Source organism: Paenibacillus sp. OK003 (assembly GCF_900109515.1).
Lineage (GTDB): Bacteria > Bacillota > Bacilli > Paenibacillales > Paenibacillaceae > Paenibacillus > Paenibacillus marchantiae.
The window spans coordinates 172,284-190,237 of the sequence record NZ_FOBD01000002.1 but is presented as its reverse complement, the minus strand read 5'-3'; the positions used below and the strand labels follow the sequence as shown (position 1 = coordinate 190,237).

Sequence of the window (17,954 nt, the reverse complement as noted above, 5' to 3'; positions counted from 1 at the left end):
GGCGTATGACGGCGGGGACGGCTTTCCGTTCCAGCCCCATGGCTGCGGCTGGAATGCACTGGCGCCCGCTGCCCGGATGATCCGGCACGGGCTGTAGTATCTTCGCCGCCCGCCTTAGGCGCACGCTCCTTGCGTGCCGGGCGTGGCTTTGACCCGGGCGAGCCTTGCTGGCGCACGGGTGCAGGAGGCGCAGCCTCCATGGCCGTGCCCGGCGCTTGGCCGGGGGCAGGCTGCGCGGCCGCCGCTGGGGGTCCGGCGACCGAGGCATCGCCACGGTCGCTCAGGCTCGGCGCACTGGCCTCAGCTATGCTGCGGGCCTGTCCTGCGCCGGACGGCAGCGCGGCAGCACGTTTGCGGCGCCGCTTGCGTTTGCGCTTGGCTGCGGTCGGCTGATCCGCAGCCCCTGGCTCTGCTGCCGGGCCTTGCGGCTTGGCTGGCAGCAGAGCATTGGCCGCCGCAATCTCCGGCTCGGCGGCCCGATCCGTGCCAGCGGCTATACGCGCGCGGGCACGCTTCGCAGATGGATCAGCATTCGCTGTAATCACCTGCGAAGCCCTGTCTTGCAGATCAGCCCTCGTCTGCGGCTGATCTACCCTCTCGCTCTCCACCTCAGTTCCGGAGAGCGACTCCTTATCGGTATGCAGATCTGAGCGCTTCGCCTTTCTCCTCCTTCTCCTCTTCTTGCGGTTGCCCGAAGGCGAAGAGACCGTTGAAGAAGCAACGAAGTCAGCCGTTTCACCTTCCATCGAAGAAGATGAACTTACGGACGGCTTAGTCAGCCCGTGTCTTTCTGAAGTAGAAGCAATAGAAGGCGTACCATTTGCGGCATCGACGATCCGTTCAGCTGTATGATTCGCAGATGCAGAAGGTCTAGCAGCCGCAGCACCTTGATGACTCTTTATCACCTCATCCGTAGGCCGGAGTGAAGTGTTATCGTTATCCGCTTGTCCACCGAGCTGACGACAGTGGCGACAAGCGCCACGTCTGGCTCCGGGGCCAGCCCGCTTTCCGGTTCTTCGTCGAAATTCGGACAAAGGTCGCTTTTGCCCGCAATACATACATGTCTTGGTCAGTTGCGCTTCATGTTCCGTCATTTCCTGCCGGAAAGGGGCCAAGCCCGTCTCCATGTTGTCACCTCGGTTCCGTATGAATCCGGTTTCTTTCTATTGTATCACATCTGCTCGTTAACACACTCATAGCCAGATGTCCCATACTCTTTTGTCTTGTACTCCTGCGTCTGCCCCACGCATTCGTGAAGGATGTGTTCCACATATTCCAATATATCTTGCATCGGTTTCCCGCATTGTTCACATGTTGTCATTATTCTCACCTTAACCCTGTTCTTAAAGTTCTTTGCTTATAAAAGCATAAAATGTGTTCCGCCTTCTCATTACCCTTCGCGTGTAAAAAAGAAACATCCGTTCCCCATATATGGATCAAATCCGCAATCAAAAAAACCGTTTCCTGCTCAACCCTAATGGTCGACCAAGAAACGGTTTATTATTCCTGTATTGGCATAAATATTTTAACGAACGTCGAGTTGTCCCGAGTTTTGTTGGGGTACCAGACGTGGCTTCGGTTTTGGCAAATTGCCGAAAATCACCCATGCAAACGGAACAAATCTTGCCGTGAGTCCAACCACAATCCACGATGCGATTAACGCCACACCAAAACCTCCGGCGTACCACAGGTGAATCAGCCAGGATACCCCGGTTTGTGGTGGATAATTCCGATAAATCAACAGGAAGAATGGATGAATCAGATAAATACCGAAGGACAATGCCCCAAGCCGATTAAGCGGCTTGACGATCAACGATGGTCCTTTACGATAGAGCAGGTACGCAATTTGAATGAGCACCAGCGCACAGGCGAACGTATGCAGATTCCAGAAAAACTCGTACCACAGCGTGTTATACGTCGCAATCTTCAGGCGCAACAGATAATAAATGTATACATGGCCGAGTCCGGCAAAAATCCAAACCGCCCATAGCACAATCCATGAAACTACACGAGCTTTGGTTGCATTTTCCCGACTAATGACAAACCATTGTTTAATCTTCGGAAAGTATACCCCGATAAATGCACCCAGCATGAAATAGGAGAAGTACGAGAACGCCCAACTTCCCTTGTTTGGCACCTGGAAGCCATATTTATTACTTACGATAAATGCCCACTGAATGAGCAGCCCAATCGGTACCGACCATTTGACAACTGAGGGATATTTCTTAAGCAGCCACAATACCAATGGGAACAACAGATAGAATTGCATATTGATAAATACAAAGTACAGATGCGTATACGCCTTGCCCGTGAACAGTTTCGTTATGAAGCTTACTGCTGATTCACCGAACGGACGGCCCTGATAATGCGTGAAGTGCAGGATAACAAAATACATTAATGAAAATAAGAAATACGGCAGTAAAATGTAAACAAATCTTTTTTTGTAGAAGTTGCTGACCAGCTTTTTATCGAGCGGGCGAGAATAATAGTTATAGAACAGTACAAAACTGCTCATGAAAATAAACGTTGGTGTACCATATTTCATAAAAATATTAATAAAATTGTACAGCCAGTAATACCCTGAACCTGTCATGTCCACCGTCGCATATGAAGTGGAATGCACACACAGCACGCCGATGATCGCCATTGCCCGTACGAGATTCAGCTCTGGGATTCGCTCTCTTTTGATTGTTTCACTCATAATTAGCGTTTCTCCTTAATATGTTCGTTGATATGTCTAATATGACTTAGTACGATAAGCTCACTATCTATTAAAAAGCATAAAGCTTAAGATGGGTAGTCCAAATTCTTAAAAGTTCCTAAATTTTCAACATGTTTCACAGTCTTTTCATGTCTATATATGTAAAAAAAGACCGCTATGACGCGGCCTGCGGGCATGTTTCGTATCTGTCCAAAATATTGCTGGTTCACAGGGATAAAAATGGTAAACTTCAATGCTGACTGACATACTACGCTATATGAACTTAATGCGATTCTCCTAATCATTAGTTTGCCGACTGGCCAAAATTTGTTTATAGATCTCTATAGCCGACTGTCTTGATGTTTTCAGATCAACGATTGCATTCTGACGGGGCTGATGAATCTCTTTGCTATGCAAATCCTTCAGGTCAGGCAGCCATTTGCGGATATAATCCCCTTGAGCATCATACTTTTCTGACTGTGTAACCGGATTGTTCACCCGAAAGTATGGAGCTGCATTCTCGCCAAGTGATGCACACCACAGCCAGTTGCCCCGGTTTTGAATATTGTCATAATCACGAAGCTTACGTCTGAAATACGCTTCACCCAGCGTGAATGGGCACTGCAGATTTTTGGTAAGGAACATTGCGGTCAGAATACGAAGCCGATTCGGCATATGTCCGGTCTCATTCAGTTCCGTCATCGCTGCGTCGATAATCGGAATGCCTGTTTCGGCCTTGCACCATCGTTCAAAATGGACCTCACTGAGCAGCGACAGATCGTATACCTTTTCATATGTAAAATAATGACTCTCATACACTGCCCGATACAGGTAGAAGTCGCGGAAACACAATTGTCTGATCCATTCATCCGAATGCTCCGTGCGTTTTGCAGCATCGTACATCTTGCGGATGGACACAGCCCCCACAGCTACATAAGAACTGAGACGGCTCGGTTCATAAGCTTCATATTCATCTCGATGGTCTCCGTAATCAGCAATTCTGTCAGATAAAAAACCATCTAGCAATAGATGAGGATCATTCAGATCCGAACCATCATATGCCAGCAATTGTTGTGGTACCTGGAAGGTCTCCGGCCATTCTATCTGCTGATCACTGACCTTCACCTCTGAAACCGTAGTGGTTGAGGCTGGATTGGGATGCTCATTCATGAATTCCACCCAGCGTCGGTGGAAGGCAGCAAATACTTTATATGGCTCCGACTTGCCCGTAAAATCAGCGAACCCCTTCAGATCCATCAGCAGATGATCCGTTAGCTGCGTAAATGTGACTTCTCGTTCCTCGGTTACCTTGCGTATTCCACGATCACGTTCGATTGCATATGGGGTCATATCCCGATGAACAATGACTTCATCTATGCGGCCTTGCATCTGCTCGAGGATATAATCAATCACCTCAGCTGGTTTGCCATAAGCCACGTGCAGCTTGCGCCCTGATTCGCGGTACCGCTTACCAAGCTCTACAGCATGCTGTAGAAAATTCACTCCACTATGTTCCTGTTCACGACCTTGCCGAAGCAGAAACGGATCATAGATAAGCACATGCAGACTCTCTGCCTCCTGGTGCCGCAAATAATCGAATGCGACCAGATCATCTATACGCAAATCTTTGCGATGTATGAATAACTTCATGCTTCATCCTCCTGCCTGTATTTCTGCCTAATTTGCCGTTAAATCTTCATATAGCCTGCTTGTCTCCGGCTCCGGTTGATGTCCCAGTTCCTCAAGCAGGGTCAGCGTAAATGACTGATATATTCTGAGTATGGCTTGTTGATCATCCATGGATGCACTTACTCTCATCATTAATCGGCAGATTTCTTCGGCATACGGCTCCCGTTCCTGCAGCTCGCTCAACTGCTCCATCGCTTCCCTGCCACGTCCATGCTTCATGTCCCATTCAGCGATATCCATAACCAGTCCTACATATTTACGTCTCAGATCTCTCGCTCTGGATTGAGCCCAATGATAATCATGCTCCTCCAGATAATCACCACGATAGAGCGAGACGATATCCCTCAGTTGATCCACATTGTCTGACGTAACGTCGGCGTATGCCGTTCCTTGCTCGAATTGCTCTACATCACTCACTAGATTACCCGATAACAAACGGTAACGGTTCATGTTGTATTCCAGCTTGCCCGTCATGTTCCATTCTTTCAGCAATTTGCGGATCTGATAAACCGAAGTATGCAGATGCGTTAGCCCTTTCTCTTGCGAAACATCCGCCCACAACTTATCAAGCAGAATCTCTTTGCTTACCCAATCCCCGCTATGGTGAAACAAAAAAGCAAACAGTTCCTGCGATTTGGCTGTACGCCACTTGTGCTTCTGTGCTTCCTGATCCAAGCTTCGGTAGATATCCAGATGTTTAAAAGTAAGCAGTCCGGGCATGCGGGTATCCATCCCCACAGCCTCAGATTCCTGAACCTCAGCAGTTGCAGCAACCCGTGAGGAGGAGGACATCATGCCTGCGGCAATGCGATCGATCGTTTTGGCAAGCCTCGCTGAACTTACCGGCTTCAGCACATAATCCAGCGCTTGGAGCTCAAAGGCTTCAACCGCATGATCGGCGTAAGCCGTTATAAATATAATACGAATATTGCTGTCCAATTGCTGTATATATTCAGCCGCTTCCAGTCCATTCATTTCCGGCATGCCAATGTCCAGAAACACAACGTCCACACGCTCTTTTGCCAGAAAATCCAGACCCGCACGGGCTGTTGAAAAACACTGCACGGGGGTAAGCCGCCCATCCGATCGTAACAGGCGCTCCAGATGAAGCTGCGCCGGTTTCTCGTCATCGATTACAATGGATTTCATCGCTCTTCCAGCCTCCTACCGTGAATTATTCAATGGGAATACCGCTAATCTTGGTACCCTCTTATTAGTCGTTAACCAGAATTGCCTAATTCGGCCCATTATTTGGAGTTAGCAGCCTTCTCCACAGGTATGCGAAACTTTATTTGGGTTCCTTTCCCCGAATGACTTTGAATCTCAAGCCCCTGACCATATAAGGACAGCAGGCGTCGATTTATATTGTGTAGCCCTACACCTCCAGGACCTTCCGTTCGCCCTGAATTCACCTGAACCAAACGCTCAGGAGGTATGCCTACTCCATCATCCTGTACCACAATGACGATGTGCTCACCTTCCCTGGTAATGCCAAGGTTAACCGTGCCGCCTGCAGCACGCACCATTACCCCGTGACGAATCGCATTCTCCACAAGTGGTTGAATACTAAGCGGTGGCAGGTAAAGACGCACATCTGGGTCAATATCATAATGAACCACCAAGCGTTCCTCGAACCGTGCTTGCTCCAAATGTACATAGGACTCCACCAACTCCAATTCCTTCGCGAGCGGAACCAGTTGGTCGCGGTTCTGGAAGTCGAAACTTCCCCGCAAGTAATGACTTAGTTCAATAAGCAAATCGGTCGCTTTATCTGGATTGACGGCGCATGTCGCTATGATGACGTTGAGCGCGTTGTATAGAAAGTGCGGCTTGATCTGGGCTTGCAAGAAAGCCATTTCCGTACGAATAACTTCCTGTACCGAACTACGCATCTCAATTAACGTCCTTACCCGGGCACGCAGTTCACCTGCATCCACAGGTTTGCTCAGAAAATCATTTGCTCCTGCCTGGAAGCCCATTTTGATGTCTTCGGGCAGCCCGCGAGCTGTCAGCATCAGAATAGGCAGTTCAGACAAGGAACTGCTCTCACGCAGCTTGCGACACAGCTCAAGCCCGGACATTCGAGGCATCATCCAGTCTGTAATAACAAGATCAATGGAGGGGTGCTCTTCACGAAGCTTCAGTGCTGCTGCCCCGCTATCCGCTGCAATGACACGGTAACGTTCCGTTGATAACAGATTGAACAATACTTGTCGATTCACGGGATCGTCGTCCACAATCAGAATGGTATGTTCAGCTTCCAGAATATCATCCGTCTCATTCCAATCGATTGCTGTCGTATCCTGTGCTCTTGTTTCTTGGGTAGAGACATATCGGGCTGCAACAGGCCTTGAACTCGCTTGCAGCAGAGGAAATTGTACAACGGGCAGGGTAAAATGAAAGGTCGAACCCTTACCTGGCTCCGATTCTACCCAGATGGTCCCTCCTCCAAGCTCAACCAGTTTGCGAGTGATACTCAGCCCAAGGCCAGTTCCCCCGTTAACCCTCTCACTTGTTCCATTGCCTTGTTCGTATGGCTGAAAAATGTCTTCCAGTTTATCTGGAGCAATGCCAACGCCCGTGTCAGCGACAGATACCGTCACCAGAGCTCCATCCACACGAGCATAGAGTCGAATTTCCCCCTGCTTCGTGTATTTATAAGCATTGCCCAGCAGATTGTACAGAATCTGCCTTAGCCGATCCTCGTCCGCCTCAACCAGCGGTAACGCTGAAGGCCATTCCTGGATCAGTACAACCGGTTTATCTTCAAAGGTAAAACCAGAGACTTCAACGACCGTTCGGGCAACGGATTCGAGGTCCACAGCACTCCGTTTTAATTCAATTTCACCATTTTTAAGCTTTGAAAAATCCAAAATATCATTTACCAGCAGTGAAAGGCGCTTTCCCGTTGAGGTGATCATGGACAGATTTTTGGCCTGCTTGGGTGTGACCGCCCCAGCCGCCCCTTCCAGCATCGATTGTGCAATATTAATGATGCCATGCAGGGGAGTTCTAAGTTCATGGGACGTATTCGCCATAAACTCATCCTTGAGGCTGTCGATGGCAAGCAAACGTTCAGACAACGCTTCAACTTCGCGGAATGATTGTGCGAATCGGATCGCTGTTAGAATCATCTGTGCAAAGACAAATAACAGCAGCTCATACAGCGCTAGAAATGTCGTATCTACGGTGGTGAAAGCACCCACGGTGTGCAGCACAACCACCATAAATATACTCATCATGCTCATCAGGACAAAATGACCGTCATTCGGTCGACTTTTCAGCCAATGGAGCATGGCTCGCAGCGTGTAACCAATCACCACGAGGGAGATCAGCAGCATGGGCAGCTCCAGCATGGAGAATAGAACAGGAGACAATGTAAGACCCACCGTGCATTGGACGAGTACCAGAACCACACCCAAGCGAACAAACCATTGATGAACAGCTCCAGGTACAAGCGCATCCATATAACGGAGCAAGAAATAATACGCAAGAGCCGCGCTGATTAGTTGAAGCCGCAGAATTTCATTATTCGTTAAGAACGGTAACAGGGTTCCCAGCAACTTCTCTCCATGAGTCAATGCGTACATCGCACCGGACAGGCTGAATAACCCCAGATACCGAAGCTCTTTTTCACTGCGCCGCAGCCGGAAGAGCATCAGGAAGAAGGCCGCTGGCAGAATAAATCCGAACAGTGTCATCAGATCCTTGAGCCAGTCCTGCTGTTGGCCTTTCAGAATGCTGTGCTCGTCTCCGAACAAAATGGATGCAACAATGCCGCCAGACGAGTAGCTGTAATTCGATACCTGAATGATAATATCTGCAACGTCGCCATCTATGGAGGTAAATCCCGTAAAAGGCAAATTGAGCTGAATATCGGTATTTTCCGTTGTTCCTGGCAGCCCTTTGCCGCCAATCTCTTTGCCATCTATGAATAAACGATGGGCCATGCGGATATTTTGAGTACGTATCCCATAATCGTTCTTCTCTAATCTCGGGGGAATGCGAACACGCAAATGATAGGTCCCATAACCGTGCGCCTCTCCAAGAGTTCCATTCCATCGGGATGGGACATGGATGGGGAGAGGCTTGGAAAGCGGCTTGCGTCCGGAGACATCCGCCTCAAAGTCAACGGGTGCCAACAATTGGCCCGGATAGAAATCCCACGTACCATCCAGGGAAGCAGCCCCCTGTCTATCGAAATTCCAGCCGGTCAGGTCCATAACCCCATCATTCGCATGAGGGTTGCCGCGCTCCGTAAATAACGTTTGTACAATGGAACCCAGAGGAAAAACAACAATACATATAAAGCTAATGGTGAGCATAATCCAGTGTTTTCTCATCTATGTAATCCTTCCGCCTCTATGGCGAGAGACGTCTAATTTTGTCGTTTTGTACCTATAACTCCATGTTACACGTTTCTGTTGCTGACGGAAATAGTTCTTACATGATATTTTAACGACAAAAAAGCCACAGTTCAGCTACCGGATGCAGACCGATAAGACCTGTGACTTTTTCGATTTTATTGACGATCTGTTTTACTTGTCTCGTATCCTTACGCTTGTCTAACGACTTGGGCCAGTTTCTGCACGATTCCAGCCCAGCCCTGCTCCATCCGTTCACGAATGATGGCATGAGCCTGTCCAAATTCAGTCAGTTTGTCCGCGTCCCAGCCACTGTGAATCAAGGTAAAGTCCGTGTCTTGTCCTTGCTCCGTCAGTTCAAACGTAAGCGTCCAGTCCTTACCCCATTGGAATGACATTCAATTACCGAATGGCGATACGATTACAATGGAGAGTAAAGACATCGAAGTCAATATGCTTCACCAGTACAAAGTAAGTCTGATTCGCTACGAAAAGTGGCGCCATGGCACTCTCATAGCCACAGAACTGCAACAGCTTGCATTACGTTGGTACGGTGTGGAGGAGCTGCGCATGATTCTGGAACAGATCGGTTTCATCGACGTTGTTGTATATGCTGACTTCAATCCCGACCAGACACCTTCGCGTTCTGATCAGAAATTTGTGTTTGGAGCTACACGAGGAATACCCTCGAAGTGATTTCACTTTCAGGCCAAAGCGCTAACGAATCGACCGCACCTTAATAGGGGCAATAGTATGGAATGCAAAGTGTAACGAACTTCAGTCACGTTATTGCGCTACAAAAACCTGAGGCAGTACCCTACAGATGCAAGATCGAGGAAGTAACGTGCCTACGATTCGTTAAACTGCGAACCTGTGGAAATTGCAGCTAATAACAGCTGCTCGATTCGTTAGATTGTAATGATGCTAAAAAGGGATGTCCTCCGTCATGTTCATGACTTATGGGACATCCCTTATTAATTGCATTTATATAAATGTTCTAATTAAGATCAATACCCGCGGGAATAAGGCTGTGCGATAGCTGCTTTATCTTTGCTAACACCCAGTTCCAGAGCTGCATGAGTTGCCCAGTATGGATCACGCAGCATGCCTCTGCCAACCGCGACCAGATCTGCATCACCGTTGCCGATAACCGCTTGAGCCAGAGCTGAATCCTCAAGCATACCTACCGCAATGACAGGAACGTTCAGTTCTTCACGGAACCGACGAGCAAACGGTACTTGGTAACCAGGGTAGTTGCCCGGTTTACGTTGTCCAGAAGGTCCTTCACCACCAGAGCTAATGTGGAACATATCCACGCCTGCTGCCTGATAAGCTCGGGAAATTTCAATGGTATGATCAATATCATATCCGCCATCAGCGTATTCCACTGCCGAAATCCGCATAATCAGCGGCATATCTTCCGGCATTTCTTTTTTCACTGCACGAATAATCTCGACACCAAAACGGGAAAGATCTTGTCCATATGCATCCTCGCGATGGTTCATCAGCGGAGAATGGAATTGGTGAATGAGGTAACCATGTGCACCATGCAGCTCAATGGCATCAACCCCGGCAGCTACTGCACGGCGAACACCGTCCGCAAACTTCTGTACCATGGCTTGTGTTTCCTCTGTAGTTAAAGCGTGTGGCGTATTGAAGCTCTCTCCAGGGAAGGTAACTACCGATGGAGCTACAGGTCGAGCCGCATCCTCTGCTTTACGTCCAGCATGCGCGATCTGAATGGCCACCTTGGAGCCATAAGCGTGAATGCCATCCACCAGCTTGGTAAAGGCAGGAATGTGTTCATCTGACCAGATGCCCAGATCATTGTCGGTAATACGTCCGTCCGGATCAACATCCGTCATCTCAATCACGATCAACCCTGTACCCCCAACCGCACGGCTTACATAGTGTACCTGATGCCAATCGTTCGGATTACCGTCTTTGGCAGTAACGGAATATTGGCACATCGGCGCCATGACGACACGGTTATTTAATTGAAGTCCCTTAAGTTGATACGGGGAAAATAATTTCTCTGTCATTCAATTACATCTCCTATTCAATATGATGATATATGTTGAGGCAATTCCTTGTTTTCCAGATGGGAAAACAGCTGCCCATGCTTGCCGCAGTTGTCCTGCTCCAAATCCTCAATCACTATTATGAACCTAACCTATAGAAAAACAAGTACGTACTTTTTTGTGAGATAGTACCCTTTTTGATACCTAGTCATTCCTATCCCCTGATGCATCCACCACAACTCGATACGGACCCAAAACATGATATGATAGCCATACAGACATACAGGTTATACTATACCCACTTTATATAAGTTGTACCTAACGGTTACACGAAAACGGAGAGGGCAGGATAAACTGGAGTAACAGCGATCAGAAGGTTATTCTGACCTCGTAGTGATAGTGTAAAATAGGTGGTCAACTTATATACTAACCGAAGCCAAAGGAGCGATTACTGGTGAAAGATATTTTAATTCAAAGACTGACAACCTATGCTCAAATGGATACACAATCCGATGAAAATAGTGAAACCTGTCCTTCCACACCAGGCCAGCTGGTCTTGGGTAAATACCTGGTTGAGGAATGCAAATCCATTGGTTTGCAGGAAGTGACCATGGATGATAACGGCTATGTGATGGCGACACTGCCATCCAACACAGACAAGGATGTTCCCGTGATTGGTTTCCTCGCTCATCTGGATACAGCAACCGACTTCACAGGCAAAGATGTCAAACCACAGGTCATCGACAACTATGATGGACAGGATATTGTGCTGAATCAGGAACTGGATGTGGTGTTATCCACCACGGATTTCCCTGAACTGCGTGAATATAAAGGCCACACCCTGATTACAACAGATGGCACAACACTGCTTGGTGCAGACAATAAAGCCGGCATAACCGAGATCATGACGGCGATGGCCTACCTGATTGACCACCCGGAAGTGAAACACGGAAAGATTCGTGTTGCTTTTACCCCGGATGAAGAGATTGGCCGTGGGCCGCATAAGTTTGATGTCCCTGCTTTTGGAGCCAAATATGCCTACACGGTGGACGGCGGACCTCTCGGTGAGCTGGAATACGAAAGTTTCAACGCGGCGGCTGCCAAAATTACAGTACGGGGCACCAACGTGCACCCGGGCACAGCCAAAAACAAGATGGTCAATTCCGCTAAAATTGCGATGGAGTTGAACCGCCGATTGCCTGCGGAGGAAGCTCCCGAATTCACAGAAGGTTATGAAGGATTCTATCATTTGTTATCCATCGAGGGAGACGTCGAACTGACCAAGATGAGCTACATCATCCGGGACTTCGACCGGGAGAAGTTTGAGAAACGTAAAGCGTATTTGTTGGATGTCGTGGGCGAATTGAAAAGCAAATATGGCGAGAAAAGCATTTCCATTGAATTGAATGATCAATACTATAACATGCGTGAGAAAATCGAACCTGTGCGCCAGATCGTCGATATTGCACATGAAGCGATGACTCGCCTGGATATCGAGCCTGTCATCCGTCCGATTCGCGGGGGTACAGACGGTTCCCAGCTCTCTTACATGGGTATGCCTACACCCAACATCTTCACGGGCGGAGAGAACTATCACGGCAAATTCGAATATGTATCGGTGGATAATATGGTGAAGGCCACACAGGTTATCGTGGAAATTGCTCAACTATTCGAACAGCGTGGAGATGTTTAATTCGAACATAAACATAAAGCTACAGCACGGCAATTAAAACGGATCATCCACCGACAGGTGGAAGCGGGACACCCTCTGGCATAGGACATGCAGAGGGTGTTTTTGTCGTACTGATGGTTTAAGAAAGCAGTAGCAGATCTATCCTTATTCATTCGTACATATTACCTCCCGCAATTTCGCGCAGCTGCTCCAGATTGCAGATGACAATGTTACGCTGTTCTTTGCGGATGATTTCACGGTCGCAGAGGTCATGGATGACCCGGTTCAAGTGTCTATAGCTCGTGCCCAGCATATCCGCCAGCTCTGTCAGCTTGGAGGTCTGAATTTCTTCTGTGATCTGCTCCCCCTGCTCCATCGTGGACAGCAAATAGCTTGCAAAACGGCTCTCGACGGGATATAGCAGATTGAGACTCGACAGATTCGAGAAGGTATATAATTTGTGGGTCACATGGCTGAGCATAAAATGGAGAAACTTCGGGTTTTCAGCATATGTATTCTTGAGATAGCGATAACTTACACCGAGCAGCAGACTCTTGTTGACCGATTCCACCGTGTTTTTGGCTTCCTTGCCATTGACCAGCTCCAGATCCCCTACCAGCGCAGGCGGCATACTGAAACGAAGCAACAAAGACTTGCCGTTCGGCAGTGTTGTATAAATCTTGAGCTTACCCTGGACGAGAAAATATAATCGCTCGGGACGTTCACCTTTGGCACATATAATCTCGCCTTTAGAGGCTTCGAGCAACCTTAATTCAGCAAGCGCAGGTTCGTCGAGCACCTGATCCAGGCCATGCTCCCGCGCAAGCTGGCGCAGTAATTCAAAGTCCATGATTTCTCTCATATCCGATAAACCCCCTGTGTAGTTCTACATATACACTGGACACATGTCCCATAAATGATATAGGTGCGTACGAATATCTTGATATAAAAATAGTTACAACTAGAACTTATATCCAAAACACTAATCTAAATGGGAAATATTTTAATGTTCAGCCCTAGAAATGACAATATTTTATGAAAAAAGGCGTACATGATAGCGCACTCTTATCCGATGAAAGATAAAGTAATAAGCATAGTTACAACTGCTAATTTTAGAATTCACATAGTGAAAGGATGGTTCGACTTACCATGAACGTTGTAGATGCTCTTTTGAAAGTAATGCCTTATATCCGTCTGATTCTTAGAGAACCAGCCAGTCTAACGGTGTATGATCACGAAAAGGTATTGTATTCTGTCTCGACCGATAAGTTTAATCTTGGATTCAACGAAGGTGATCCTCTTTTGGATGGATATAAGAACTTCACCGCTCTCAAGAACGGAAACGAAGCCTCTCTCACCCATCTGCCGGCAGAATACTACGGTATCGAGCTGGATGTTCTTAATATACCGATCTTTGATGACAATCATCAGGTCGTCGCTATTTTCTGCGTATCGTATGATCAGTCGAACCAGAATCAGCTTGAAGCTATTATACAAGAAAACCAAACGATTAATGGAAACCTGGTTGAAATGGTCCAGCACGTTGCCGCTCATGCGGAAGAATTGCAGGCCACCAGCGAACAAATTCTGGAGAATACACGTCTTGCAGTACAGAACTCTTCCCAGATCAACAAGGTAGCAGGATTCATTCGTGAAATCTCGGAACAGACCAACCTGCTTGGGCTCAATGCCGCTATCGAAGCTGCGCGTGTAGGTGAAGCCGGGGCAGGCTTTGGTGTAGTCGCAACGGAAGTTCGCAAACTTTCGGTCGATGCCAAACAGGCTACCAGCGATATCGATATTAGCTTGAGAGACGTACAACAGGTTATTAAACAGATGGAAGTCGAAGTTTCCCAGATTGCAGCTTCTTCTCAGGAGCAAGCTACGCTCGTATCATCCTTCACGGATGTCATTGAGAAGCTGAATGAAGCGGGAGAACGTATGAAAGCTCTGTCCGAGCAACTCATCAGTTACTCTGTGAACGATTAAGGGCAGGTACATCTCCCGATAGGATGGTTACCCATTCCACCAGATATACTGAACATTAACTACTTTATATGTAATAAACAGGACTTGGAATCCCCGTCCCCGTGACGGAAATTCCAAGTCCTGTTTCATTTGTCTTTTTATCGTGGTGTATGCGGAGTCCCTACTACCTCGGCCTCCGACTCCCAGCATTCCACTTCGCCCGGAATGTGAATACGGTCCCGAGTAAAGATCGGGTCACGTCCTTCGGCCTTTTGTTTCTTGTAATCCTTCAGCGCATCGAATGTCACCTTGGACAGCATCAGGATGGCAATCAGATTCACCACAACCATCAGCCCCATAAACAGGTCCGCCAAATCCCATACCAGCTGGACCTTGGCAACAGCGCCGAACAGCACCATCGCGATGACACACACACGGTATACCCACAGCCAGACCTTATTGGATTTGATAAACTCAATATTGGTCTCCCCGTAGTAATAATTCCCGATGAGCGTACTAAAGGCAAACAGGAACACCATGACTGCCAAAAATCCAGACGCCCATGAACCCATATGCACACTTAACGCCGCTTGAGTTAATTCAATTCCACCCAGATTGGAACCTTTGTACACGCCTGATAGCAAAATAATCATGGCCGTGCTTGTACAAATAATCAAGGTATCCGTCAACACGCCAAACGCCTGAATGAGCCCTTGTTTGACCGGATGTGTTGTATCCGCCGTAGCCGCAGCATTCGGCGCACTACCCATACCGGCCTCGTTGGAGAACAAACCACGTTTGACACCATTCATCAACGCGGCTCCAAGTGTACCACCAGCGACCTGTTCTATGCCGAAGGCATTTTTCACAATCAGCGCAATCATGGCCGGAAGCTGTGTGATGTTCGACAGAACAACAAATGCAGCCACGCCAATATACAGCACAGCAAGAACAACGACGATGTATTCGGACGCCTTGGCAATCCGTTTAACACCACCCATGATGATTGCAGCAAACACAACGGCCATAATAATACCCACCGTCAACCGATCAATCCCAAATGAATTTTTGAATGCCACTGTGATTGTGTTGGACTGCACCGCATTAAAGACCAAACCGAACGACAACGTGATGAGAATTGCGAACAATATCCCCATCCAGCGTTTCCCAAGACCACGCTCCATATAATAAGCCGGGCCCCCGCGGAATCCACCCTTATCCTTGATTTTATAAATTTGAGCAAGTGTACTCTCCACAAAACTCGAAGCCGAACCAAAAATCGCGATAACCCACATCCAGAATACAGCCCCGGGCCCCCCCAGTGCGATTGCCAGTGCAATGCCGGTAATATTTCCGGTTCCCACGCGGGCTGCCATACTGATACAGAATGCCTGAAACGGCGAAATTTTGCCGGGCTCCTTACTTTTCGGCTCCTTGAGCACTTTCACCATATCCCCAATCATGCGGAATTGCATGAACCGGGTCTTGGTCGTAAAATACAAACCACATACGACCAACAAGATGATTAACAGCTTGGACCACAGAAAATCATTGAAAACTGCAATAATATCTTGTATTGTTTGCTCCATTGGCAATGCCCCTTTTCGTTGATGGTTCGTTAAAAAAGCGTTTCCCAGCTGTATGACTGAGCGAAAATTTCTCATACTACTTCATAAAGGCATGCAGTTCTATCACCTCAGATGGACAGCTTCCAGCTGAAGTACGATAGGTTAAGAGCATCCGTTTGTACCATTCTGCATATCTCGGAATCCACACTTTCGGATGTTACCTATACTACAGGGTCATCTACGGAAATCGACAAATACCTACACCGAATCATTTAAATTTTTTATAAATAAGCAACGTTTATCCATCCACTGTCACTTTATCTGACATATTGATCAGCATATACGGGTCTTCACATCGGGATATACAACCAAGTATGATAATAGGGGACATCAATAGCAGGGAAAGATCATTTATAGATGCAGAGAATGGAATATATAGGATTAAAGCTTAATCAGAGAGGAGGACACGGAAATGCGTTATTTTATTGTGGATGATGATCCTGGGGTTCGATCCATGCTGATGGATATCATTGAAGATGAGGGGCTCGGCGAGATTGTGGGAGAAGCCGAAGATGGAGCTCATATTCATGCTGAACTGCTGGAGCTGCATAAGGTGGATGTACTGCTGATTGATCTGCTCATGCCGCAGCGAGACGGGATTCAGACGATACGTGCGCTTGAAGGAAGGTTCGATGGCAAGATCGTGATGATCTCCCAGATTGAGTCGAAAAATATGATTGGGGAAGCCTATTCGCTTGGCATCGAATATTATATTACGAAGCCGATTAATCGGCTGGAGATCCTGTCTGTTCTGCGTCTGGTGGACGAACGTCTGCGCATGCAGCAATCCATCGCAGATATTCAGCGTACGCTGCAAGGACTGTCCAGACTGCAATCTTCCGAACGTGCTTCAACACCAGCCCCCGACAAAACGATTACAACCGCAGGACATTTCCTGTTATCCGAGATGGGTATGATCGGAGAAGCCGGCAGCAGAGATCTGCTGGACATGCTGGAATACCTGGAGCAGATTGAAACGGAGGAACACAAGCTCTCTCCATACACATTCCCGTCACTTAAGGATATCTTCCAGAATGTAGCCATACGCAAGCTGGGCTCCGATGCCTCATCAGCGGAAGTAACGAAGGAGATCAAAGCATCCGAGCAGCGCGTTCGCCGTGCCATTTTCCAAACATTAAGCCATGTCGTATCGCTCGGACTCACGGATTACACACATCCGAAGTTTGAGAATTACGCGTCGAAGTTCTTTGACTTTACGGAGATACGCAAGAAAATGCTGGAGCTGCAAAACAATGTGGAGCCCTCCTTGTCTCAGACCCGCATTAATACCAAAAAGTTCGTTCAGGTACTGTATCTGGAAGCCAAGCGGCTGTTGCATTGAGGAGCAAACAAAAAACATGCGCTCATGATTGAACTGGAATGATACAGCATTCGTTCTTCCTTCCTGCTGCCTGTTCCAGCTATTATCATGTGTGCATGTTTGCAAAAAAAGCTTATCTATATCCATCAAGCCCTGGGCTTGCTTAGATTCATTCGATTATACTCATTGATCAATTCATCCAGTACCATGGACTGCTGAAGCACATCGGGATGTCCAAATCTACCCTCGTTATGCTCTACCAACATATGAAGGTTACGTCTGGCTTTCTCTATTTGATTTTTCAATTCAAAACTCATAACCATCGCACCTGATCCCTCCTTATTTCTGTGTTACATTTTAGGTTTTCCTGTCAATCTATAGTTGGATTAACATATGGCATAGTTCACATGGATGTTTTGTATCCTTCTCCAATTTTTGAAAGTCTCTATAGCTATCCCTAGAAGACAATCCGAAAATGGCTCTGCTACGCCTAATTGAAGGAGAGATTACAATTCCACGAGCAAATTTTCCCCACTAACTTCATTTTCAAACAAATGTGTCATTATTGTGTATGTTAAAAAAACAAAAAA

General features: G+C 47.5%; 12 protein-coding genes and 1 pseudogene. 4 read left to right on the top strand and 9 right to left on the bottom strand.

Translation table 11 applies throughout. The annotated features are described in order from the left end of the window. Window positions 1-1,525 precede the first annotated feature (1,525 nt). From BMW94_RS03670 to BMW94_RS03650, 5 genes and pseudogenes are all read right to left on the bottom strand, one after another. On the bottom strand, window positions 1,526-2,701 hold the full coding sequence (locus BMW94_RS03670) for an acyltransferase (RefSeq protein ID WP_090994614.1): 1,176 nt from the start codon (window positions 2,699-2,701) through the stop codon (window positions 1,526-1,528). Window positions 2,702-2,998: 297 nt separating this feature from the next. Beyond that, window positions 2,999-4,351 carry a cryptochrome/photolyase family protein gene (locus BMW94_RS03665; RefSeq protein ID WP_090994612.1) on the bottom strand — a complete coding sequence of 451 codons (1,353 nt, stop codon included), beginning with the start codon at window positions 4,349-4,351 and terminating at the stop codon, window positions 2,999-3,001. Window positions 4,352-4,378: 27 nt separating this feature from the next. Then, window positions 4,379-5,539: a response regulator gene (locus tag BMW94_RS03660; protein WP_090994610.1), complete on the bottom strand. Its 1,161-nt coding sequence runs from the start codon at window positions 5,537-5,539 to the stop codon at window positions 4,379-4,381. A gap of 98 nt (window positions 5,540-5,637) precedes the next feature. Further along, window positions 5,638-8,733: a hybrid sensor histidine kinase/response regulator gene (locus BMW94_RS03655; RefSeq protein WP_090994608.1), complete on the bottom strand. Its 3,096-nt coding sequence runs from the start codon at window positions 8,731-8,733 to the stop codon at window positions 5,638-5,640. Window positions 8,734-8,945: 212 nt separating this feature from the next. Further along, window positions 8,946-9,158 (bottom strand): annotated as a pseudogene (locus BMW94_RS03650) (SRPBCC domain-containing protein); the annotation flags it as partial. 22 nt (window positions 9,159-9,180) lie between these two features. Here BMW94_RS03650 and BMW94_RS03645 point away from each other — a divergent pair. Beyond that, window positions 9,181-9,450, top strand: a complete 270-nt coding sequence (locus BMW94_RS03645; protein WP_139209291.1) for a hypothetical protein — start codon at window positions 9,181-9,183, stop codon at window positions 9,448-9,450. Window positions 9,451-9,761: 311 nt separating this feature from the next. Here the strand turns inward: BMW94_RS03645 and BMW94_RS03640 are convergent, their stop codons facing one another. Further along, complete coding sequence (locus BMW94_RS03640) at window positions 9,762-10,796, bottom strand: NADH:flavin oxidoreductase/NADH oxidase (protein ID WP_090994604.1); 1,035 nt, start codon at window positions 10,794-10,796, stop codon at window positions 9,762-9,764. A 433-nt stretch (window positions 10,797-11,229) separates the two neighbouring features. Between BMW94_RS03640 and pepT the strand changes: the two genes are divergently transcribed. Next, window positions 11,230-12,468 carry a peptidase T gene (gene pepT, locus BMW94_RS03635; RefSeq protein ID WP_090994602.1) on the top strand — a complete coding sequence of 413 codons (1,239 nt, stop codon included), beginning with the start codon at window positions 11,230-11,232 and terminating at the stop codon, window positions 12,466-12,468. A gap of 148 nt (window positions 12,469-12,616) precedes the next feature. Here the strand turns inward: pepT and BMW94_RS03630 are convergent, their stop codons facing one another. Beyond that, window positions 12,617-13,309 (bottom strand): Crp/Fnr family transcriptional regulator, encoded by a 693-nt coding sequence (locus BMW94_RS03630; RefSeq protein ID WP_090994600.1) that lies wholly within the window; start codon window positions 13,307-13,309, stop codon window positions 12,617-12,619. 287 nt (window positions 13,310-13,596) lie between these two features. Between BMW94_RS03630 and BMW94_RS03625 the strand changes: the two genes are divergently transcribed. Next, window positions 13,597-14,436, top strand: a complete 840-nt coding sequence (locus tag BMW94_RS03625) for a methyl-accepting chemotaxis protein (RefSeq protein WP_090994598.1) — start codon at window positions 13,597-13,599, stop codon at window positions 14,434-14,436. A 137-nt stretch (window positions 14,437-14,573) separates the two neighbouring features. Here BMW94_RS03625 and BMW94_RS03620 read toward each other — a convergent pair whose 3' ends face one another. Next, the gene (locus BMW94_RS03620) at window positions 14,574-16,004 is read right to left on the bottom strand and encodes an alanine/glycine:cation symporter family protein (protein ID WP_090994596.1); all 1,431 of its coding nucleotides are present in this window, start codon (window positions 16,002-16,004) and stop codon (window positions 14,574-14,576) included. Window positions 16,005-16,455: 451 nt separating this feature from the next. Here BMW94_RS03620 and BMW94_RS03615 point away from each other — a divergent pair, with 451 nt between their 5' ends. Further along, on the top strand, window positions 16,456-17,385 hold the full coding sequence (locus BMW94_RS03615) for a response regulator (protein ID WP_090994594.1): 930 nt from the start codon (window positions 16,456-16,458) through the stop codon (window positions 17,383-17,385). Between the two features lie 125 nt (window positions 17,386-17,510). Here the strand turns inward: BMW94_RS03615 and BMW94_RS03610 are convergent, their stop codons facing one another. Then, window positions 17,511-17,687: an aspartyl-phosphate phosphatase Spo0E family protein gene (locus BMW94_RS03610; protein WP_090994592.1), complete on the bottom strand. Its 177-nt coding sequence runs from the start codon at window positions 17,685-17,687 to the stop codon at window positions 17,511-17,513. Window positions 17,688-17,954: the final 267 nt, after the last annotated feature.

Bases quoted from the DNA above. Each gene is read 5' to 3' on its own strand.
- BMW94_RS03615 (WP_090994594.1), top strand. From the start codon at position 16,456: ATGCGTTATTTTATTGTGGATGATGATCCTGGGGTTCGATCCATGCTG.
- BMW94_RS03670 (WP_090994614.1), bottom strand. From the start codon at position 2,701: ATGAGTGAAACAATCAAAAGAGAGCGAATCCCAGAGCTGAATCTCGTA.
- BMW94_RS03640 (WP_090994604.1), bottom strand. From the start codon at position 10,796: ATGACAGAGAAATTATTTTCCCCGTATCAACTTAAGGGACTTCAATTA.
- BMW94_RS03655 (WP_090994608.1), bottom strand. From the start codon at position 8,733: ATGAGAAAACACTGGATTATGCTCACCATTAGCTTTATATGTATTGTT.
- BMW94_RS03620 (WP_090994596.1), bottom strand. From the start codon at position 16,004: ATGGAGCAAACAATACAAGATATTATTGCAGTTTTCAATGATTTTCTG.
- BMW94_RS03665 (WP_090994612.1), bottom strand. From the start codon at position 4,351: ATGAAGTTATTCATACATCGCAAAGATTTGCGTATAGATGATCTGGTC.
- BMW94_RS03645 (WP_139209291.1), top strand. From the start codon at position 9,181: ATGGAGAGTAAAGACATCGAAGTCAATATGCTTCACCAGTACAAAGTA.
- BMW94_RS03630 (WP_090994600.1), bottom strand. From the start codon at position 13,309: ATGAGAGAAATCATGGACTTTGAATTACTGCGCCAGCTTGCGCGGGAG.
- BMW94_RS03660 (WP_090994610.1), bottom strand. From the start codon at position 5,539: ATGAAATCCATTGTAATCGATGACGAGAAACCGGCGCAGCTTCATCTG.
- BMW94_RS03625 (WP_090994598.1), top strand. From the start codon at position 13,597: ATGAACGTTGTAGATGCTCTTTTGAAAGTAATGCCTTATATCCGTCTG.
- BMW94_RS03610 (WP_090994592.1), bottom strand. From the start codon at position 17,687: ATGGTTATGAGTTTTGAATTGAAAAATCAAATAGAGAAAGCCAGACGT.